Origin of the sequence: Cupriavidus pauculus, assembly GCF_003854935.1 — a bacterium.
GTDB lineage: Bacteria > Pseudomonadota > Gammaproteobacteria > Burkholderiales > Burkholderiaceae > Cupriavidus > Cupriavidus pauculus_C.
Window position 1 is genome coordinate 1,329,866 of sequence record NZ_CP033970.1, and the last position, 17,303, is coordinate 1,347,168.

Genomic DNA, 17,303 nt, shown 5'->3' on the forward strand with positions numbered 1-17,303 from the left:
CGGCCCTGGGCACGGCACGCGCCCCGCGCGCCGTGCCGGCATCCACACGCCCGCGCAGCGGCGGCCGGGCGGGCCCGCGCGCGTAAATAACGTGGATGCATGTCGGCGGCAAGCCTCGTAAATGACAGTTGCAAAACGGAACAGATTGTCAGGCGCGAGGCCGCTACAGTGGCCGTTCCCGAGTTTTCCGGGCTTTTTCAGGAGGTAATCGAATGAAGCAACATCTGGCGAAATCCCTGTTGATGGCCGGCGCGCTGGTCGCGTCGTACCCGCTGCTTGCCCAGCAGATGGCCCCCGTCCAGCAGGCCCAGCCGATGCCCGCCCCGTCAGCCGCCCCGTCGTCCGTGACCGCCCAGCCGGTGCAGGCCGCGCCCGCCGCTGGCTATGCCGCCCCGGCCGCGCCCGCCGCCGCCAGCCCCTATGCGCAGGGCTCGATGGAATCCGTGCAGCGTGGCGTGCCGCCCGCACCGGGCGCCGTGTCGATGGCCCCGCCGCCCGCGCCGGCCGCCGTGGTGGACCCCGCCGCGATGAGCCTGCCGCCCGATGCGCTCGGCACGCGCCTGGGCCAGCGCAACCGCTTCCTCGACGGCGCCTGATCGCGCCTGTGCCCGCGCTGCACAGAGGCTGTGCGGCGCGTGGCGTTGCACCGCGCGTCAGCCGCCACTACGCGCTTGTTCCCAGACGCCTTGCTCGACTTCATGGCCCGCCACTGCGGCACCCGCTGACCGGAGCGGCTTGCGCGGCACCTTCGGCGGGAAAGGGTTCCGTGCCGCTTGCCGAGCACCTACAGTGATTGAAGTCCCGGCGTGTACCGCGCCGCGGGCATGGTCTGTGCGCGACTGGGAACCGCCATGCAGAAACTTGCCTTCCGTACGCTGCTGTACCGCTATTTCTTCTTCGACTGGCTGTTCAAGGACGTCAGCCGGGGCGACATCGTGGCGCGCGCCGCCGCGTGGCGCTTCAACCAGGCGCGCGCCCACTGGCTGCTGACCTATATGCGCCGCTGGCTCTGGTGCGGGCTGCTGCTGTACGGCATCGGCGGCGCCGTGGAGACGCTGATGCGCGCACCGGTGCTGTCGGCCTTCTTCTACGTGCCGGGCGCGCTGGCCGTGCCTGTCAACATCGTGATCGGCGTGGTCTGGATCGGGCTCAAGGCGTGTCCCGGCCCGGCGCGCAACTAGCCCCCCGTTTCACCGCTGCAACCTTCACGGCAACCCTGCCCGTGGCCCGGCCCGGTGCCTGCCCGCAAACGGCTTGCCGCCGCCCGTGGCGTGCATATTGCGTGATGCGGGGTTTGCCCACGCTCCCGGGCGAGCCGCCACGCCATGTGCGCGCCATCGCTCTTGCATGCCAGGTCCGGCGCGCGCCAGCGCCCTCCGGCCGCGCTCAGAAGCCATGAGCCACCGTCCCTTCCCCAGGGGCGGCGCCGATCTTCTACCTGTCGGAGGTTCGCCATGAACCGGTACATCGTGCTCGCAAGCTTTACAGACCAGGGCATACGCAGCGTCAAGGACACCACCAAACGCGCGGCGGCCGTGCGCGAAATGGCGCCGCAGTTCGGCGTGAAGGTGAACGACGTGTTCTGGACGCTCGGCAAATACGACGTGGTCCTGACGCTGGAGGCGCAGGACGACACGGCGGTCACGGCCTTCGGGCTCAGCATCGCCGCCCAGGGCAACGTGCACACGCAAACGCTGCGCGCGTTCTCCGAGGATGACATGAAGGGCATCCTCGGCAAGATGCGTTGAGCACAGGCACGTCGTGCCGCCGGTGCCGGCCCCGCTGCCGGCACCGGTTGTGGTTTACCCCGTCTCCCGCGCGGCGCCCGTGTAAGAACCGGGTAAGCGGCGCGCATTACCTTGTAGCCATGCCGGGCGCGGGCACGCGCGTGGCGCATCGACAAGGAATGCAGGAGACAGGATGCAAGACGATTTGATCGAGAAACTGAAGGCCAGCCGCCACTATCGCGAGCTGGTGCGCCGGCGCGGCCGGCTGGGATGGCTGCTGACGGCGGTGATGCTGGTGGTGTACTACGGCTACGTGCTGCTGATTGCGTTCGACAAGGAACTGCTGGCCACGCGCGTGGGGCAGGGCGTGATGACGTGGGGCATGCCGATCGGGCTGTTCGTGATTCTCTTCACGGTCGTCATCACGGGCCTCTACGTGCGCCACGCCAACCGGGTCTACGACGACCTGACCGACCGCATCAAGCAGGAGGTGGCATGAGCGCCCGGCACGCATCCGTCATCGCGGCGGCCGGCGCGGCGCTGCTGTCGGCAGGTGCCGCCTGCGCGGCCGGCGGCGACCTGGGGCAGGCCGTCAAGCAGGCCACCAACTGGACGGCCATCGGCATGTTCATGGTGTTCGTGATCGGCACGCTGTTCATCACCAAGTGGGCGGCCAAGAAGACGCGCTCGGCGGCCACGTTCTACACCGGCGGCGGCATCACGGGCTTCCAGAACGGGCTGGCCATTGCCGGCGACTTCATGTCGGCCGCGTCGTTCCTCGGCATCTCGGCGGCCGTCTACACCAGCGGCTATGACGGGCTGATCTATTCGATCGGCTTCCTGGTGGGCTGGCCGATCATCACGTTCCTGATGGCCGAGCGCCTGCGCAACCTGGGCCGCTTCACGTTTGCCGACGTGGCCGCGTACCGCTTCCGCCAGGCGCCGATCCGCGCGTTCGCGGCGTCGGGCACGCTGGTGGTGGTGGCGTTCTACCTGATCGCGCAGATGGTGGGCGCGGGCCAGTTGATCAAGCTGCTGTTCGGGCTGGAATACTGGGTGGCCGTGGTCATCGTCGGCGCGCTGATGATGATCTACGTGCTGTTCGGCGGCATGACGGCCACCACGTGGGTGCAGATCATCAAGGCGTGCCTGCTGCTGGGCGGCGCGTCGTTCATGGCGTTCATGGTGCTGGCGCAATTCCACTTCAGCCCCGAGGCGCTGTTCGCCAAGGCCGTGGAGGTGCACGCCAAGAAGGACTCGATCATGAGCCCGGGCAACTTCATCAAGGACCCGATCTCGGCCATCTCGTTCGGCATCGCGCTGATGTTCGGCACGGCCGGCCTGCCGCACATCCTGATGCGCTTCTTCACGGTGCCCAACGCCAAGGAGGCGCGCAAGTCGGTGTTCTGGGCCACCACGTGGATCGGGTACTTCTACATCCTCACGTTCATCATCGGCTTTGGCGCCATCGTGCTGGTCGGCACCAACGCCAGCTTCCAGGACGGCAGCGGCAAGCTGCTGGGCGGCGTGAACATGGCGGCCGTGCACCTGGCCAGCGCCGTGGGCGGCAATGTGTTCCTGGGCTTCATCTCGGCCGTGGCGTTCGCGACCATCCTGGCCGTGGTGGCCGGGCTGACGCTGGCGGGTGCGTCGGCGGTGTCGCACGACCTGTACCAGACCGTGTTCAAGCACGGCCAGGCGTCGAGCGCGATGGAACTGCGGGTGTCGAAGATCACGACCGTCGTGCTGGGCATGGTCGCCGTGGTGCTGGGCATCGTGTTCGAGAAGCAGAACATCGCGTTCATGGTGTCGCTGGCGTTCGCCGTGGCGGCGTCGGCCAACTTCCCGGTGCTGTTCCTGTCGGTGCTGTGGAAGGGCTGCACCACGCGCGGCGCGATGATCGGCGGCTTCCTGGGCCTGCTGTCGGCCGTGGTGCTGACCGTGCTGTCGCAGGCGGTCTGGGTGGACGTGTTCCACTTCAAGAGCGCGCCGTTCCCGTACACGTCGCCGGCGCTGTTCTCGATGACCATCGGCTTCGTCGGCATCTGGCTGTTCTCGGTCACCGACCGGTCGCGCCGCGCGCTGATCGACAAGGCCGGCTTCGAGGCACAGGAGCTGCGTTCGGAAACCGGCATCGGCGCGGGCGAAGCCGCCGCGCACTGATCCGGCGCCCCAGGGCGCAGAGGCACAACGGCAGAAGGCAAGACGGCCACGGCGGGATGACCCGGCGTGGCCGTCTTGCTTTATGGGGGGCTGGCGTCAGACGCGGACGATGCGTACCTGCAGCGCGGGGCCGCCGGCCACGATGGCCAGCAGGCGGTCGACGTTCGGATGCGCGCCGGGGCGGTTGCGGGCGTCGGCCGTATGCTCGGCAAAGACTGCCAGGCCATGTTCGGCCGCGCGGGCGTCTAGCGTGCCGAATGCCTGCTGCAGGTAGTGGTACACGGCCACCGAACCCTGCTTGCCCGGCACGTTGTCGATGCTGGCCACCACGGCGCCGCTGGCGTCGGCCAGTTCGATGCGGGCGATGCCGTCGATGGCCGGCAGTTGGGCGAGGTTGTCCTTGAAGACCGGTTGCGGCTGGATCATGGAGAAGCGTTCCTTGCGGTCGGAAAAGCAAAAACGGACGGCGCCTGCAAGGGCGACCGTCCGTTCTGCATTGTGCGTTGGTAGGCTCGATTGGACTCGAACCAACGACCCCCACCATGTCAAGGTGGTGCTCTAACCAGCTGAGCTACGAGCCTAGCGAAGGCGCGAATTCTATAGAGAGCTTTCGCAAAGCGCAAGCCCCTGCTGCATCATTCGTCGGTCTTGTCGGGCGGCACGGTCTTGCCCAGCAGCTTGCCAAGCAGGCCGTTCTTGCCGGCGCCCTGCTGGCGCGGCGATTTCGGCAGCGAGCCTGCCCGGTTGGCGCCGGCCTGCTTGAGATGGTTATTGATCTTCAGGCCCTTGTTCTTTTCCAGGTCGGTTTTCTTCACGGACAGCTTCCCAATTGGTTGAGCCGGGCATTGTACGCAGGTGCGGCCATGGCGCGCGACCCGGCGGTCAGTCGTCGCCCTTGATGGCCTGCTTGGTCGCCTGATAGCCGCGCTTGGTGGTATCGGCCACCGCATGGCCCGCGTCGCGCGCGCCGTGGCCGATGGTGCGGCCGGCTTCCTTGGCGCCATGGCCGATCGTGCGCGCCACGTCGGCCACCGCGTGGCCGGTCTTCTTGCCGGCCTCCTTGACGCCTTCCTTGAACGCGTGTGCATCGGACGCCACGCTGGCATGCACCATCGGACTCGCGATGGCGATCACAAGCACGGGGAGCAGGGTCTTCAGGCGCATGGTGGATACGTATCGGTGTGGCAGTTGGGCGGATTCTACCCGCGTTGGGGCGGGGATTCCCGCCAGCCGTCCGGCCGGCGGGTGTGGGCCATCAGCGGGCCGGGCCGGCGTCGGTGATCGCGCTGTAGACCAGCGTGCGCAACTGGCGCCGCACCGGATAGGCCGACGACGGCAGCAACTGCGTCAGGAACAGCCCGATCAGGTCTTCCTGCGGATCGACCCAGAAGAACGTACTGGCCGCGCCGCCCCAGAACATGTCGCCCGCGCTGCCCGGGATCAGCGTGCTGGCCGGCGCGATGGTCGTCGCGAAGCCCAGCCCGAAGCCCACGCCGTCGTAGGTGGCCTCGCTGAACATCGAGCGGGTCAGCCGCGGGATGTCCGCGCCGCCGGGCAGGTGGTTGGCGGTCATCAGCGCCAGTGTCTTGGGCGACAGCAGCCGCACGCCGTCCAGTTCGCCGCCGTTCAGCAGCATCCGCGCAAAGCGCATGTAGTCGGCCGCCGTCGACACCAGCCCGCCGCCGCCGGACAGGAACGCGGGCGGCTTCAGGTACGGGCTGGTCTGCGGATCGTCCTGCAGCATCGGCCCGCGCGGCGTGATGACCTTGGAACCCAGCGTGCCCACGGCGTAGCAGGCGCAGAAGCGGCTGGCCTTGTGCGCCGGCACGTGAAAGCCGGTATTGACCATGCCGAGCGGGTCCAGGATGCGCTGGCGCAGGAACGCGTCGAACGGCATGCCGCTGATCTTGCCGACCAGGTAGCCCAGCACGTCGGTGGACACCGAGTAGTTCCACGCCTCGCCCGGCGAGAATTCCAGCGGCAGCGTGGCCAGCTTGGCGATCATGTCGTCCAGCGTGCCTTCGGTGGCCAGTTCGCCGATCTTGAGCTTGCGGTAGGCCGCGTCGACGTTGCTGTTCTGCTGGAAGCCGTAGGTCAGGCCCGAGGTATGGCGCAGCAGGTCCACCACCAGCATGGGCCGGGCCGGCGGGCGGGTCTGAAAGCCCTCCATGAAGCCGCCGGCGAACACACCCAGGTTTTCCCAGGCGGGAATGTACTTGCTGACCGGATCGTCCAGCGCGATCCGGCACTCCTCCACCAGCATCATGATGGCCACCGACGTGATCGGCTTGGTCATCGAATAGATGCGGAAGATCGCATCGTCGGCCAGCGGCACCTGCCGTTCGCGGTCCGCCTGGCCCAGCACCGCGTTGAGCGCCAGCCCGCCGCGCCGCCACACCTGCACCAGCGCGCCCGGCAGCTTGCCCGGCGCGACGTAGGTCTCGTCGATGAAGCGTCCGATCCGGTCCAGCCGGTCCCGGGACATCCCCTGCGTGTCCTGCATATCCGGTGCCTCCTTGCGATGGGATTGAATTGGGGGGAGGGCCCGGCGCGCGTTCAGGCGGAGGGTTTGCGCGCCCCCCACGGCAGCAGGCCGCGCCACGGCCATCCCAGCGTCATGCCGGCGGCGGCCAGCAGGATCAGCGCGGCACCGCCCACTTGCGACAGGTGTAGCTGATGCCCGAATGCGAGCCGGTCCACCAGAATGGCCACGATAGGATAAATGAACGACAACGCCCCTGTCAGGTGGGTGGGCAGTTTCTGGATGGCGCCATATAGCAGGATGTACATCAGCCCCGTATGCACCACGCCCATGGTGGCCAGCGTGGCCCATGGCAGCGCGCCGGCCGGCAGGTCCGCGCGCAGCGCCAGCGGCAGCAGCAGGACGCTGCCCACCAGCACGTGGATCAGCGCGATCAGGTGCGGCGGCACGCCGCGTAGCTGCTTGGCGATCAGCGCGGCCAGCGCATAGCAGAACGCCGCGCCCAGCGCCAGCGCGATGCCGCCCAGGTAGCTGCCGTGCGCCGCGCCGCCACCGGGCCGGGCCTGCACGATCAGCAGCATGCCGCCGAAAGCCAGCACCAGCCACGCCACCTTGGCGCCGGTGATGCGCTCGCCCAGGCACAGCGCCCCGAGCGCCACCAGCATGAACGGCTGGGTGTTGTAGACGGCCGTGGCGATCGAGATCGACGCGCCCGCGTAGGCCGAGAACAACAGCAGCCAGTTGGCGACGATGGCCACCCCGCCCGCCACGGCCAGCAGCGCCTGCCGCCCCGTGATCTGGCCCGGCCGCAGGTAGCCGCGCGCCAGGCACACCGGGATCAGCACCAGCGCGCCGAACGCGCAGCGCCAGAACACCACCTGCGTGACGGGCCGCCCCGACACCACCACCAGCCAGCCGATGGTGCCCGAGATCACCATCGCCGCCACCATTTCCAGCATCCCCCGCGTTCGCTCCTGCACGGCTGTCTCCCCAAGTTCGAGGGTTGCAGTCTATCGGGTGTGGCCTACAATCCACAGGCGAAATGGCAGGCAAACCGCCATTTTTTCCGTATTCCGTAAGGTCAAGGCGAGGAAAACCTTATGTCGCTCGACGATATCGACCGCCGGCTGCTGGCGCTGCTGCAGCAGGACGGCCGCATGCCGGTCAAGGCGCTGGCCGAACAGGTGGGGCTGTCGTCCCCGGGCACCTCGAGCGGCTGCGCCGGCTGGAGGACCGCGGCGTGATCCGCGGTTTCACGGTCGATGTGGAGCCGCGCACGCTGGGCTTTGCGATGCAGGCCATCGTCCGCATCCGGCCGCTGCCGGGCCGGCTGCACGCGGTGCAGAAGCTGATCGAAGGCATTCCCGAATTCGCCGAGTGCGACAAGGTGACCGGCGACGACTGCTTCATCGGCCGGCTCTACCTGCGGTCCATCGAGCACCTGGACCACATCCTGGAGCAGATCACCGAGATGGCGGAGACCAGCTCGGCCATCGTCAAGTCCCAGCCGGTGCGGCGGCGCCTGCCGCCGCTGTAGCCGGGCAGGGCGGCCGGGCCGGCGGCGCTGTGGGATAATGCCGCGTTTTGCCCGGCGCCCGGCTCACAAGGCCGCCCGCACGGGTGTGTCCTGGCCCTGACCGATCCCCCCGTGGGCCGCTGCGTTTGCGTATTTTCCAAGCACCCACAATGCCCACATACCGTTCCAAGACCTCCACCGCCGGCCGCAACATGGCCGGCGCGCGCTCGCTGTGGCGCGCCACCGGCATGAAAGACGAGGATTTCCAGAAGCCCATCATCGCGGTGGTCAATTCGTTCACCCAGTTCGTGCCCGGCCACGTCCACCTGAAGGACCTGGGCCAACTCGTGGCGCGCGAGATCGAGGCCGCCGGCGGCGTGGCCAAGGAATTCAACACGATCGCCGTGGACGACGGCATCGCCATGGGCCACGACGGCATGCTGTACTCGCTGCCCAGCCGCGACATCATCGCCGACTCGGTGGAATACATGGTCAACGCGCACTGCGCCGACGCCATGGTCTGCATCTCGAACTGCGACAAGATCACCCCGGGCATGCTGATGGCCGCCATGCGGCTGAACATCCCCGTGATCTTCGTCTCGGGCGGCCCGATGGAAGCCGGCAAGACGCGCCTGGCCAACCCGGTGACCAAGACCATCGAACTGAAGAAGCTGGACCTCGTGGACGCGATGGTCATGGCCGCCGATGCGTCGTACACCGACGAAGAGGTGGAGCAGGTGGAACGCTCGGCCTGCCCGACGTGCGGCTCGTGCTCGGGCATGTTCACGGCCAACTCGATGAACTGCCTGACCGAGGCGCTGGGCCTGTCGCTGCCCGGCAACGGCACCGTGGTGGCCACGCACGCGGACCGCGAGCAACTGTTCCGCCGCGCCGGCCGCCGCATCGTCGACCTGGCCCGCATGTACTACGAGCAGAACGACGAACGCGTGCTGCCGAGGTCGGTGGGGTTCAAGGCGTTCGAGAACGCCATGACGCTGGACATCGCCATGGGCGGGTCCACCAACACGATCCTGCACCTGCTGGCCATTGCCCGCGAGGCCGAGATCGACTTCACGATGGCCGACATCGACCGCATGTCGCGCTCGGTGCCGCAGCTCTGCAAGGTGGCGCCGAACACGAACAAGTACCACATCGAGGACGTGCACCGCGCCGGCGGCATCATGGCCATCCTGGGCGAGCTGGACCGCGCGGGCAAGCTGCACACCGACGTGCCCACCGTGCACACGCCGACGCTCAAGGACGCGCTGGACCAGTGGGACATCGTCCGCACGCAGGACGAGGCCGTGCGCACGTTCTACATGGCCGGCCCGGCCGGCGTGCCCACGCAGGTGGCGTTCAGCCAGAACACCCGCTGGCCCAGCCTGGACCTGGACCGCGCCGAGGGCTGCATCCGCTCGTACGACCATGCGTTCTCGAAGGAAGGCGGCCTGGCCGTGCTGACCGGCAACATCGCGCTGGACGGCTGCGTGGTCAAGACGGCCGGCGTGGACGAGAGCATCCTGGTGTTCGAGGGCTCGGCGCACGTGACCGAGTCGCAGGACGAGGCGGTCGAGAACATCCTGAACGACAAGGTCAAGGCCGGCGACGTGGTGATCGTGCGCTACGAAGGCCCCAAGGGCGGCCCCGGCATGCAGGAAATGCTCTACCCGACCAGCTACATCAAGTCCAAGGGCCTGGGCAAGGCATGCGCGCTGCTGACCGACGGCCGCTTCTCGGGCGGCACCTCGGGCCTGTCGATCGGGCACTGCTCGCCCGAGGCGGCGGCCGGTGGCGCCATCGGCCTGGTCCGTGACGGCGACCGCATCCGCATCGACATCCCGAACCGGACCATCGACGTGCTGGTGTCCGACGAGGAACTGGCGGCGCGCCGCGCCGAGCAGGACGCCCGAGGCTGGAAGCCGGCCCGGCCGCGCCCGCGCAAGGTGTCCGCCGCGCTGAAGGCATACGCCAAGCTGGTCATGTCGGCCGACAAGGGCGCCGTGCGCGACCCGTCGCTGCTGGACGACTGACCGACGGCCGGGTCTCGCGCCCGGCCGCATCGTCCGGCGTTCCCCGCGCCGGAAGCCGGGCGGCGCCCCCGCCGCCCGCGCATCTCTTCATATATCCGCACATGCCCGCACATGCCCGCACATGCCCGCCGTGGTCCGGTCGATAGGACCAGCTGGTTCCATTGAGTGACCCGGCCGTGGGGCATAGAGTCCGCCTGAACCCCGAAAGCAAGAGAACAGAGGAACAGAGGCGGAGACAAACGATGTCGATCAGTCGAAGACGTATCCTGGCCGGCGCCGCGCTGGCCATGTTGGCCACCCTGGCGCCCGTGGCGCCGGCCCTGGCGCAGGACAAGCCCATCACCATCGTCGTGGGCAGCCCCGCCGGCGGCACCACCGACGCGCTGGCGCGCCTGATCGCGCGCTCGATGGCCGAGACGCTGCACCGCTCCGTGGTGGTGGACAACCGGCCCGGCGCGGGCGGCAACATCGCCGCGCAGTACGTGGCGCGCGCCACGCCGGACGGCAGCACGCTGCTGATGAGCTTCACCGGCCACACCATCAACGCCACGCTCTACAAGAACCTGCCGTTCGATCCGGTCAAGGATTTCACGCCGATCACGATGGTCGCGCGCGTGCCGAGCGTGCTGGTGGCGCGCAAGGGCGTGCCGTTCGACACCACGGCCGGGCTGGTCGACTACGCGAAGAAAAACCCCGGCAAGCTGACGTTCGCGATCGGCGCGCAGGGGTCGTCGCTGCATCTGGCCAGCGAGCAGTTCAAGCTCCAGACCGGCACCGACATCGTGAACATCCCGTACAAGGGCACCAACCCGGCGCTGACCGACCTGCTGGGCGGCACCGTCGACCTGATGTTCGCCAGCACGGTCAACGTGCTGCCGCACGTGAAGGCCGGCACGCTGAAGTTCCTGGGCGTCAGCAGCAAGGACGCGCTGGCGCAGTTTCCGGGCGTGCCGCCGATCGGGCAGACGGTCAAGGGCTTCGAGTCGTCGGCGTGGTTCGGGCTGTTTGGCCCGGCCCGGCTGCCGCAGGCCGTGACCGACCAGCTCTACCGCGCCGTGAAGATCGCCGTGGACGACCCGGCGTACCGCAAGCGCATGGAAACCGAGGCGGCCAGCGCCATCAGCATGACGCCCCAGGCGTTTGGCGCATTCGTGCGCAGCGACATCGCGCACTGGGCGCGCGTGATCCAGGCGTCTGGCACCAAGGTGGAATGAAGGAATCGAGATGACTGGCCAGACATTGGCGCAGAAGCTGCTCGCCCGCGCGGCGGGCCGGACCAGCGTGGCGCCCGGTGAAATCGTCACCTGCCGCGTGGATCTGGCGATGCTGCATGACTCCAGCGGCCCGCGCCGCGTGAAGCCGATGCTGGAAAAGCTCGGCGCGAAGGTGTGGGACCCGGACCGCGTGGTCGTGGTGACCGACCACTACGTGCCGGCCCACGATGCCGACAGCCGCCGCATCGTCCAGATCGCGCGCGACTGGGTGCGGGACGAGGGTGTGGCGCGCTTTCACGACATGGAAGGCATCTGCCACGTGGTGGTGCCGCAGAACGGCTACCTGCGCCCGGGCATGTTCGCGGTGGGCGGCGACAGCCATTCGTCCACCGGCGGCGCGTTTGGCGCCTACATGTTCGGCATCGGCGCCACCGAGATGCTTGGCGTGCTGGTTACGGGCGAGATCTGGGTGCGCGTGCCGGAGACCATCCGCATGCAGTGGCACGGCCGGCTGGGCACGGGCGTGTCGGCCAAGGACATGATGCTGCGCATGTGCACGCAGTTCGGCATGGACGGCGGCCAGTACCAGGCCGTGGAATACACGGGCGGCGCCGTGGCCGCGCTGTCGATGCAGGAACGGATGACGCTGTCGAACATGACGGCCGAACTGGGCGCGCAGGTGGGCCTGATCGCCCCCGACGCCACCACGCGCGACTGGCTGCTGGCGGCCGGCGTGGCGCCCGAGGCCATCGACGTCGGCGGCTGGCAGACGGACGCCGACGCGGCCTGCATGGCCGTGCATGACTTCGATGCCGCCGCGCTGGCGCCGCAGGTGTCGCGCCCGCATACCCCGGCCGATGCCGACGACGTGGGCCTGTTTGGCGGCGTGGACATCGACATTGCCTACATCGGCGCCTGCACTGGCGCCAAGCTCGATGACCTGCGCATGGCGGCCCAGGTGCTGCGCGGCCAGCGCGTGGCCCGTGGCACGCGGCTGCTCGTGGCGCCGGCCAGCGCGGCAGACCAGCAGCGCGCCGCGCAGGAAGGCACGCTGGCCGCGCTGACCGATGCCGGCGCCGAACTGCTGCCCAACGCCTGCGGCGCGTGCGCCGGCTACGGCGAGCACCGCTTTGGCGAGGACAGCGTGGTCATCAGCGCCACCGCGCGCAATTTCAAGGGCCGGATGGGCGCGGCGTCGTCGCAGGTGTACCTGGGCTCGCCGTACACGGTCGCGGCCTCGGCCATCGCGGGCAGGATCGCCGATCCACGGGAGATGCTGGCATGAGCGCCGTACCGATTTCGATTGCGGCCGACGGCCGCCTGACCGGCCGCGCCTGGGTGTTCGGCGACGACATCAACACCGACCTGCTGGCGCCCGGCGCCTACATGAAGTTCGGCATCGAGGAAATCGCCCGGCACTGCCTGGAAGCGGTGGAGCCTTTGTTCGCCACGCAGGTGCGGCCCGGCGACATCGTCTTCGGCGGCCGCAACTTTGGCGCGGGATCGTCGCGCGAGCAGGCCGTGGAGGTGCTGCGCCACCTGGGCGTGGTGGCCGTGGTGGCGCCGTCGTTCGCCGGGCTGTTCTATCGCAACGGCTTCAACCTGGGCCTGCCGCTGCTGACGTGCCCCGCGCTGCCGCCGATGGTGGCCGGGCAGCGCGTGGGCTGCGACATCGACACCGGGCAGGTGTTTCGCGATGGCGCGCCTGCGATACAGTGCGAGCCGGTGCCGCCTCATCTCGTGGCCATGATCCGCGACGGCGGGCTGGTGCCGCACCTGGCGCGCCGCATCGCGTCGGGCCAACTCACCATGAACAAGGATCGGCAATGACCCTCAAGCAACGTCTGCAAGGCTCCGGCATCGTCACGGCGCCCGGCGTCTACGATGCGTTCTCCGCGCTGCTGGTGGAGCAGGCCGGCTTCCAGGCCGCGTACCTGTCGGGCGCCAGCATCGCCTACACGCGGCTGGGCCGGCCGGACATCGGCTTCCTGTCGCTGGAAGACGTGGCGTCGGTGGCGCGCGGCATCCGCGAGCGCTGCCCCACGCTGCCGCTGATCGTCGACGCCGACACGGGCTTTGGCAACGCGCTCAACGTCATGCACACCGTGCGCGTGCTGGAGCGCGCCGGTGCCACGGCGATCCAGCTCGAAGACCAGGCCATGCCCAAGCGCTGCGGCCACCTGGACGGCAAGACCGTCATCAGCGCCGCCGAGATGGCCGGCAAGATCCGCGCGGCCTGCGATGCGCGCCGCGACGCCAATACGCTGGTCATCGCCCGCACCGACGCGGTGGCCGTGGAGGGCATGGAGGCCGCGCTGGCCCGCGCCGAACAGTATGCCGAGGCCGGCGCCGACGTGCTGTTCGTGGAAGCGCTGCGCAGCCGCGATGACATGACCGCCGCCATCGCCCGCCTGGGCAAGCGCGCGCCGCTGCTGGCCAACATGGTCGAGGGCGGGAAGACGCCGGTGCTACCGGCCGCCGAGCTGCAGGACATCGGCTTCCGCATCGTGATCTTTCCCGGTGGCACCGTGCGCGCGCTGAGCTTTGCGCTGCGCGACTACCTGGCCAGCCTGCACGCCAGCGGCACCACCACGCCGTACCTGGACCGCATGCTGTCGTTCCAGGCGCTCAACGACGTGATCGGCACGCCCGAGATGCTGGCGCTGGGCAAGCAGTACGAATAACGCCCGCCGCGCGCCGGCCGCTTGCATTGCAGGGGCTGGCGCGCGTACCGTGGCGGCATTGCCCCCGAATCGCCCCGCCCGATGCTCGATGTCCACGCCCCCCTGACCACGCTGCCACGCTTCCAGCAGGTGCGCCTGATCCTGCGCGAGCGCATTCGCGGCGGCCACTACGAGGCCGGCCTGCCGCTGCCCGGCGAGCGCCAGCTGGCCGAGGAATTCGGCGTGGCGCGCGTGACGGTGCGCTCGGCGCTGGCGCGGCTGCAGGAGGAAGGGCTGGTCGAGCGTTCGCGCGGCAAGGGCACCGTGCCCACGGCGCGCCACGCGGCGGCCCCGGCGCGGGCATCGGCCCAGGCCGTGCAGACCGTGCGCGGCGGGCTGCTCGACAACATCGTCAGCGTCAGCATGCGCACGCGCGTGCAGGTGCTGGAATGGAAGCGCATGCCGGCGCCGCCGGCCGTCAGCGCGGCGTTGTCGCTGCCGCCCGGCGCGCCGGTGCTCAAGGTGGTGCGCGTGCGCAAGTTCAAGGCCCAGCCGATTTCCTATACCGAGGTGTTCGTGCCCGGCGACCTGGCCGCCGCGCTCGATCGCCATACGCTGCAGGACACGCCGATGCTGGTGGCGCTGGCGCAGCACGGGGTTGAGGTGGTATCGGCCGAGCAGACGCTGGGCGCCGCCGTGGCCGACCTGGACGTGGCGCGCATCTTCCGCATCGCGCCGGGCGTGCCGCTGCTGCGCGTGTCGCGCGTGGCAGCGGACGCCGAGGGCCGGCCCGTGCAGTTCCTGGTCGGGCTGTACCACCCCGAGCGCTACACGTACCAGATGCGGCTGACGCGCGCGGGAGCGTCCACCAGCGTGTGGATCGACGCCGACCAGTCCTGATCAGCGGCGCACCAGCGCCACCACGTAGCGGCAGGCGCCGGTGCCCGGATTGACGAAGGTGCAGGGCGCCGGGGGGCCCAGTTGCAGGCAATCGCCGGCGTGCAGCGTGTGGACGATCTCGCCTTCCTCGAACACCAGCGTGCCATCGAGCACCCACACCTGCTGGTGCTGGAACGTGAACGCCGACGACGGGTACGACACCCGCGCGCCGCCCGGCAGCGACACTTCCACCAGTTCCAGCATGCCGCCGTTGCGCGGCGACACCGCGCGGCGCATGTAGCCAGTCTCGGGGTCCTGCCAGACCGGCTGGTCGGCGGCCCGGCTCAGGCGCTCGCCCGCCTGCTCGGCCAGCGCCAGCAGCATCGACAACTGCAGCCCGAATGCGCCGGACAGCCGCCCCAGCACCGTCGCCGTGGGGCTGGCCTCGCCCCGCTCGATCTTGCTGATCATCGCCTTGGACACCCCGGACCGCTCCGCCAGCTCCGCCAGCGACCACCCGCGCGATTCCCGCTCGATCCGCACCCGGGCGGAGATGGCAGTGGTGGGGTCTTCAGCGGGTCGGGTCATGGTGGAAGGGTGTTTGCATGCGTTGGTTTGCTTTCTGCTCCCACGTGGCGGAGAGGGGAGACCACAATTGGCAGCCTCAGGCTGTGTTCGATATCCCGAAGTTTTGCTCCCCTCTCCCGCTGGCGGGAGAGGGGTCGGGGGAGAGGGCCAGCGGCTCAACTTGCGACATGGTCGGCAAGCAGCCCCTCAACGCCCTCTCCCCCCAGCCCCTCTCCCGCGTTGCGGGAGAGGGGAGACCACCATCGCTGGAATTCGGCTTCGAGCTTGACGTCCCGATGTCTTGCTCCCCTCTCCCGCGTTGCGGGAGAGGGGAGACCACCATCGCTGGAATTCGGCTTCGAGCTCGATGTCCCGATGTCTTGCTCCCCTCTCCCGCTTGCGGGAGAGGGGTTGGGGGAGAGGGCCAGCGGCTCAACTTGCGATGTGGTCGGCAAGCAGCGCCTCAATGCCCTCACCCCCAGCCCCTCTCCCGCGTTGCGGGAGAGGGGAGACCACCATCGCTGGAATTAGGCTTCGAGCTCGACGTCCCGATGCCTTGCCCCCTCCACCACGGTGACGCTGGCGGATTATAAAAGTCCCCCAGGCACTCCCGGGTAAACCCCATCCGCATCCTCCTTACGATAATGCCCATTCGTCCACTATAGTGGATGAAACCCGGGAGCCCCCATGCCGCGTGAAATCCGTCTGAACGCCTTCGACATGCTTTGTGTCGGCCACATCCAGCAGGGGTTGTGGACCCATCCGCGCGACCAGTCGCATCGTTATGCCGAACTTCAGTACTGGACCGACTACGCCCGCACGCTCGAACGCGGGTTGTTCGATGGCATCTTCTTTGCCGATGTGGTGGGTGTCTACGACGTCTACGGCGGCAGCCCGGACGCGGCCCTACGCGGGGCGGTGCAGGTGCCGGTCAATGACCCGACGCTCGTGATCCCGGCCATGGCGGCCGTGACCCGGCACCTGGGCTTTGGCGTGACCGCCAATCTGATCTACGAGCAGCCGTTTCTGTTCGCGCGCCGCATGTCCACGCTGGATCACCTGACCGGCGGCCGGATTGGCTGGAACATCGTCACGGGGTACCTGGACAGCGCCGCGCGGGCCATCGGCATGGATGGGCAGGTGGCCCACGACGACCGCTACGACCTGGCCGACGAGTACATGGCGCTGGTCTACAAGCTCTGGGAAGGTAGCTGGGACGACGACGCGGTGCGGGCGGACCGCGCGGCCGGCGTCTATGCCGATCCGGACAAGGTGCGCGTGATCCACCATCGCGGGCCGCAGTACCGGGTCGATGCGATGCACCTGTGCGCGCCCTCGCCGCAGCGCACGCCGCTGCTGTACCAGGCTGGCGCATCCGCGCGCGGCCGCCAGTTCGCCGCCACGCATGCCGAATGCGTGTTCGTGAACGGCCAGAAGAAAGAGGGCGTGCGCGAGATCGTCGACGACATTCGGGCGCAGGCCGTCCGGCTGGGGCGGCAGGCCGACGACGTCAAGGTGTTCCTTGGCGCCACGCTGGTGGTTGGCCGCACCGATGCCGAGGCGCAGGAGAAGTTCGACGAATACCGCCGCTACGTCAGTTCCGAGGCCGCGCTGGTGCACGCGGCGGCGTCGCTGGGCATCGACTTTGCGCGGTACGACCTGGACGCGCCGATCGAGACCGGCAAGAGCCAGGCTATCGTGTCGAACGTGGAGGCGATGAACCGCAGCGCCGGCCCGCAGTGGACGCGCCGCAAGCTGCTGGAGCAGATGGTGCTGGGCAGCCGCCAGCCGCCCTGGGTGGGGTCCGCCGCGCGCCTGGCCGACCAGTTGATCGCCTGGAGCGAGGAAACCGGCGTGGACGGCTTCAACCTGTCGCGCACCGTGGTGCCGGAGTGCTTCGAGGACGTGATCGACCTGGTCGTGCCGCTGCTGCAGGAACGCGGTGCCTACAAGACGGCGTATCAGCCCGGCACCTACCGGGACAAGCTGTTCGGCCGGGCCCGCTTGCCAGCCTCGCACGTGGCGGCGCAATATCGGGGCACCGGCGCCGGCGCGGCATAGG

Annotated in this window: 18 protein-coding genes, 1 tRNA gene and 1 pseudogene; 13 read left to right on the plus strand and 7 right to left on the minus strand. The window is 69.0% G+C overall.

What is annotated here, in order from left to right:
* The first annotated feature begins 212 nt into the window (after positions 1 to 212).
* From EHF44_RS24075 to EHF44_RS24095, 5 genes are all read left to right on the plus strand, one after another.
* Complete coding sequence (locus tag EHF44_RS24075) at positions 213 to 596, plus strand: hypothetical protein (protein ID WP_124686194.1); 384 nt, start codon at positions 213 to 215, stop codon at positions 594 to 596.
* Between the two features lie 255 nt (positions 597 to 851).
* Complete coding sequence (locus EHF44_RS24080) at positions 852 to 1,181, plus strand: hypothetical protein (RefSeq protein WP_124686195.1); 330 nt, start codon at positions 852 to 854, stop codon at positions 1,179 to 1,181.
* A gap of 273 nt (positions 1,182 to 1,454) precedes the next feature.
* Positions 1,455 to 1,748 carry a GYD domain-containing protein gene (locus EHF44_RS24085; RefSeq protein ID WP_124686196.1) on the plus strand — a complete coding sequence of 98 codons (294 nt, stop codon included), beginning with the start codon at positions 1,455 to 1,457 and terminating at the stop codon, positions 1,746 to 1,748.
* Between the two features lie 172 nt (positions 1,749 to 1,920).
* Complete coding sequence (locus EHF44_RS24090) at positions 1,921 to 2,226, plus strand: DUF485 domain-containing protein (RefSeq protein ID WP_124686197.1); 306 nt, start codon at positions 1,921 to 1,923, stop codon at positions 2,224 to 2,226.
* Positions 2,223 to 3,890 carry a cation acetate symporter gene (locus tag EHF44_RS24095; RefSeq protein WP_124686198.1) on the plus strand — a complete coding sequence of 556 codons (1,668 nt, stop codon included), beginning with the start codon at positions 2,223 to 2,225 and terminating at the stop codon, positions 3,888 to 3,890. Before EHF44_RS24090 ends, EHF44_RS24095 begins: the two co-directional genes overlap by 4 nt.
* A 96-nt stretch (positions 3,891 to 3,986) precedes the next feature.
* On the opposite strand, the gene EHF44_RS24100 is transcribed toward EHF44_RS24095, so the two are convergent.
* From EHF44_RS24100 to EHF44_RS24125, 6 genes are all read right to left on the minus strand, one after another.
* Positions 3,987 to 4,316, minus strand: coding sequence for a DUF2322 family protein (locus EHF44_RS24100; protein WP_124686199.1), 330 nt, complete (start codon positions 4,314 to 4,316; stop codon positions 3,987 to 3,989).
* A gap of 78 nt (positions 4,317 to 4,394) precedes the next feature.
* Positions 4,395 to 4,471, minus strand: a tRNA-Val gene (locus EHF44_RS24105).
* A 54-nt stretch (positions 4,472 to 4,525) separates the two neighbouring features.
* Complete coding sequence (locus tag EHF44_RS24110) at positions 4,526 to 4,705, minus strand: hypothetical protein (RefSeq protein WP_124686200.1); 180 nt, start codon at positions 4,703 to 4,705, stop codon at positions 4,526 to 4,528.
* 67 nt (positions 4,706 to 4,772) lie between these two features.
* Complete coding sequence (locus EHF44_RS24115; RefSeq protein ID WP_124686201.1) at positions 4,773 to 5,054, minus strand: hypothetical protein; 282 nt, start codon at positions 5,052 to 5,054, stop codon at positions 4,773 to 4,775.
* A gap of 91 nt (positions 5,055 to 5,145) precedes the next feature.
* Positions 5,146 to 6,393 carry a serine hydrolase domain-containing protein gene (locus EHF44_RS24120; RefSeq protein WP_124686202.1) on the minus strand — a complete coding sequence of 416 codons (1,248 nt, stop codon included), beginning with the start codon at positions 6,391 to 6,393 and terminating at the stop codon, positions 5,146 to 5,148.
* Between the two features lie 53 nt (positions 6,394 to 6,446).
* Positions 6,447 to 7,352 (minus strand): DMT family transporter, encoded by a 906-nt coding sequence (locus EHF44_RS24125; protein ID WP_216643996.1) that lies wholly within the window; start codon positions 7,350 to 7,352, stop codon positions 6,447 to 6,449.
* A 120-nt stretch (positions 7,353 to 7,472) separates the two neighbouring features.
* Here EHF44_RS24125 and EHF44_RS24130 point away from each other — a divergent pair.
* The 7 genes and pseudogenes from EHF44_RS24130 to EHF44_RS24160 all read left to right on the plus strand — a co-directional run bounded on the left by EHF44_RS24130 (position 7,473) and on the right by EHF44_RS24160 (position 14,695).
* Positions 7,473 to 7,909, plus strand: a pseudogene (locus tag EHF44_RS24130) (Lrp/AsnC family transcriptional regulator).
* A 149-nt stretch (positions 7,910 to 8,058) separates the two neighbouring features.
* The gene (gene ilvD / locus EHF44_RS24135; RefSeq protein WP_124686203.1) at positions 8,059 to 9,918 is read left to right on the plus strand and encodes a dihydroxy-acid dehydratase; all 1,860 of its coding nucleotides are present in this window, start codon (positions 8,059 to 8,061) and stop codon (positions 9,916 to 9,918) included.
* A gap of 242 nt (positions 9,919 to 10,160) precedes the next feature.
* Positions 10,161 to 11,132, plus strand: coding sequence for a tripartite tricarboxylate transporter substrate binding protein (locus EHF44_RS24140; protein ID WP_124686204.1), 972 nt, complete (start codon positions 10,161 to 10,163; stop codon positions 11,130 to 11,132).
* Positions 11,133 to 11,142: 10 nt separating this feature from the next.
* Complete coding sequence (locus tag EHF44_RS24145; RefSeq protein ID WP_124686205.1) at positions 11,143 to 12,417, plus strand: 3-isopropylmalate dehydratase large subunit; 1,275 nt, start codon at positions 11,143 to 11,145, stop codon at positions 12,415 to 12,417.
* Positions 12,414 to 12,962 (plus strand): 3-isopropylmalate dehydratase, encoded by a 549-nt coding sequence (locus EHF44_RS24150; RefSeq protein WP_124686206.1) that lies wholly within the window; start codon positions 12,414 to 12,416, stop codon positions 12,960 to 12,962. The genes EHF44_RS24145 and EHF44_RS24150 overlap by 4 nt, the downstream gene beginning before the upstream one ends.
* A complete protein-coding gene (locus tag EHF44_RS24155; RefSeq protein ID WP_124686207.1) occupies positions 12,959 to 13,816 on the plus strand; it encodes an isocitrate lyase/PEP mutase family protein in 858 nt (285 codons plus the stop codon). The genes EHF44_RS24150 and EHF44_RS24155 overlap by 4 nt, the downstream gene beginning before the upstream one ends.
* 81 nt (positions 13,817 to 13,897) lie before the next feature.
* A complete protein-coding gene (locus tag EHF44_RS24160; protein ID WP_124686208.1) occupies positions 13,898 to 14,695 on the plus strand; it encodes a GntR family transcriptional regulator in 798 nt (265 codons plus the stop codon).
* Here EHF44_RS24160 and EHF44_RS24165 read toward each other — a convergent pair whose 3' ends face one another.
* The gene (locus tag EHF44_RS24165) at positions 14,696 to 15,262 is read right to left on the minus strand and encodes a helix-turn-helix domain-containing protein (RefSeq protein ID WP_124686209.1); all 567 of its coding nucleotides are present in this window, start codon (positions 15,260 to 15,262) and stop codon (positions 14,696 to 14,698) included.
* 666 nt (positions 15,263 to 15,928) lie between these two features.
* Between EHF44_RS24165 and EHF44_RS24170 the strand changes: the two genes are divergently transcribed.
* Positions 15,929 to 17,302: an LLM class flavin-dependent oxidoreductase gene (locus EHF44_RS24170; RefSeq protein WP_124686210.1), complete on the plus strand. Its 1,374-nt coding sequence runs from the start codon at positions 15,929 to 15,931 to the stop codon at positions 17,300 to 17,302.
* The last annotated feature ends 1 nt before the right edge of the window (position 17,303 follow it).

Bases quoted from the DNA above. Each gene is read 5' to 3' on its own strand.
- EHF44_RS24095 (WP_124686198.1), top strand. From the start codon at position 2,223: ATGAGCGCCCGGCACGCATCCGTCATCGCGGCGGCCGGCGCGGCGCTG.
- EHF44_RS24155 (WP_124686207.1), top strand. From the start codon at position 12,959: ATGACCCTCAAGCAACGTCTGCAAGGCTCCGGCATCGTCACGGCGCCC.
- EHF44_RS24080 (WP_124686195.1), top strand. From the start codon at position 852: ATGCAGAAACTTGCCTTCCGTACGCTGCTGTACCGCTATTTCTTCTTC.
- EHF44_RS24165 (WP_124686209.1), bottom strand. From the start codon at position 15,262: ATGACCCGACCCGCTGAAGACCCCACCACTGCCATCTCCGCCCGGGTG.
- EHF44_RS24090 (WP_124686197.1), top strand. From the start codon at position 1,921: ATGCAAGACGATTTGATCGAGAAACTGAAGGCCAGCCGCCACTATCGC.
- EHF44_RS24115 (WP_124686201.1), bottom strand. From the start codon at position 5,054: ATGCGCCTGAAGACCCTGCTCCCCGTGCTTGTGATCGCCATCGCGAGT.
- EHF44_RS24075 (WP_124686194.1), top strand. From the start codon at position 213: ATGAAGCAACATCTGGCGAAATCCCTGTTGATGGCCGGCGCGCTGGTC.
- EHF44_RS24120 (WP_124686202.1), bottom strand. From the start codon at position 6,393: ATGCAGGACACGCAGGGGATGTCCCGGGACCGGCTGGACCGGATCGGA.
- EHF44_RS24140 (WP_124686204.1), top strand. From the start codon at position 10,161: ATGTCGATCAGTCGAAGACGTATCCTGGCCGGCGCCGCGCTGGCCATG.
- EHF44_RS24085 (WP_124686196.1), top strand. From the start codon at position 1,455: ATGAACCGGTACATCGTGCTCGCAAGCTTTACAGACCAGGGCATACGC.
- EHF44_RS24160 (WP_124686208.1), top strand. From the start codon at position 13,898: ATGCTCGATGTCCACGCCCCCCTGACCACGCTGCCACGCTTCCAGCAG.
- EHF44_RS24100 (WP_124686199.1), bottom strand. From the start codon at position 4,316: ATGATCCAGCCGCAACCGGTCTTCAAGGACAACCTCGCCCAACTGCCG.
- ilvD (WP_124686203.1), top strand. From the start codon at position 8,059: ATGCCCACATACCGTTCCAAGACCTCCACCGCCGGCCGCAACATGGCC.
- EHF44_RS24170 (WP_124686210.1), top strand. From the start codon at position 15,929: ATGCCGCGTGAAATCCGTCTGAACGCCTTCGACATGCTTTGTGTCGGC.
- EHF44_RS24150 (WP_124686206.1), top strand. From the start codon at position 12,414: ATGAGCGCCGTACCGATTTCGATTGCGGCCGACGGCCGCCTGACCGGC.
- EHF44_RS24145 (WP_124686205.1), top strand. From the start codon at position 11,143: ATGACTGGCCAGACATTGGCGCAGAAGCTGCTCGCCCGCGCGGCGGGC.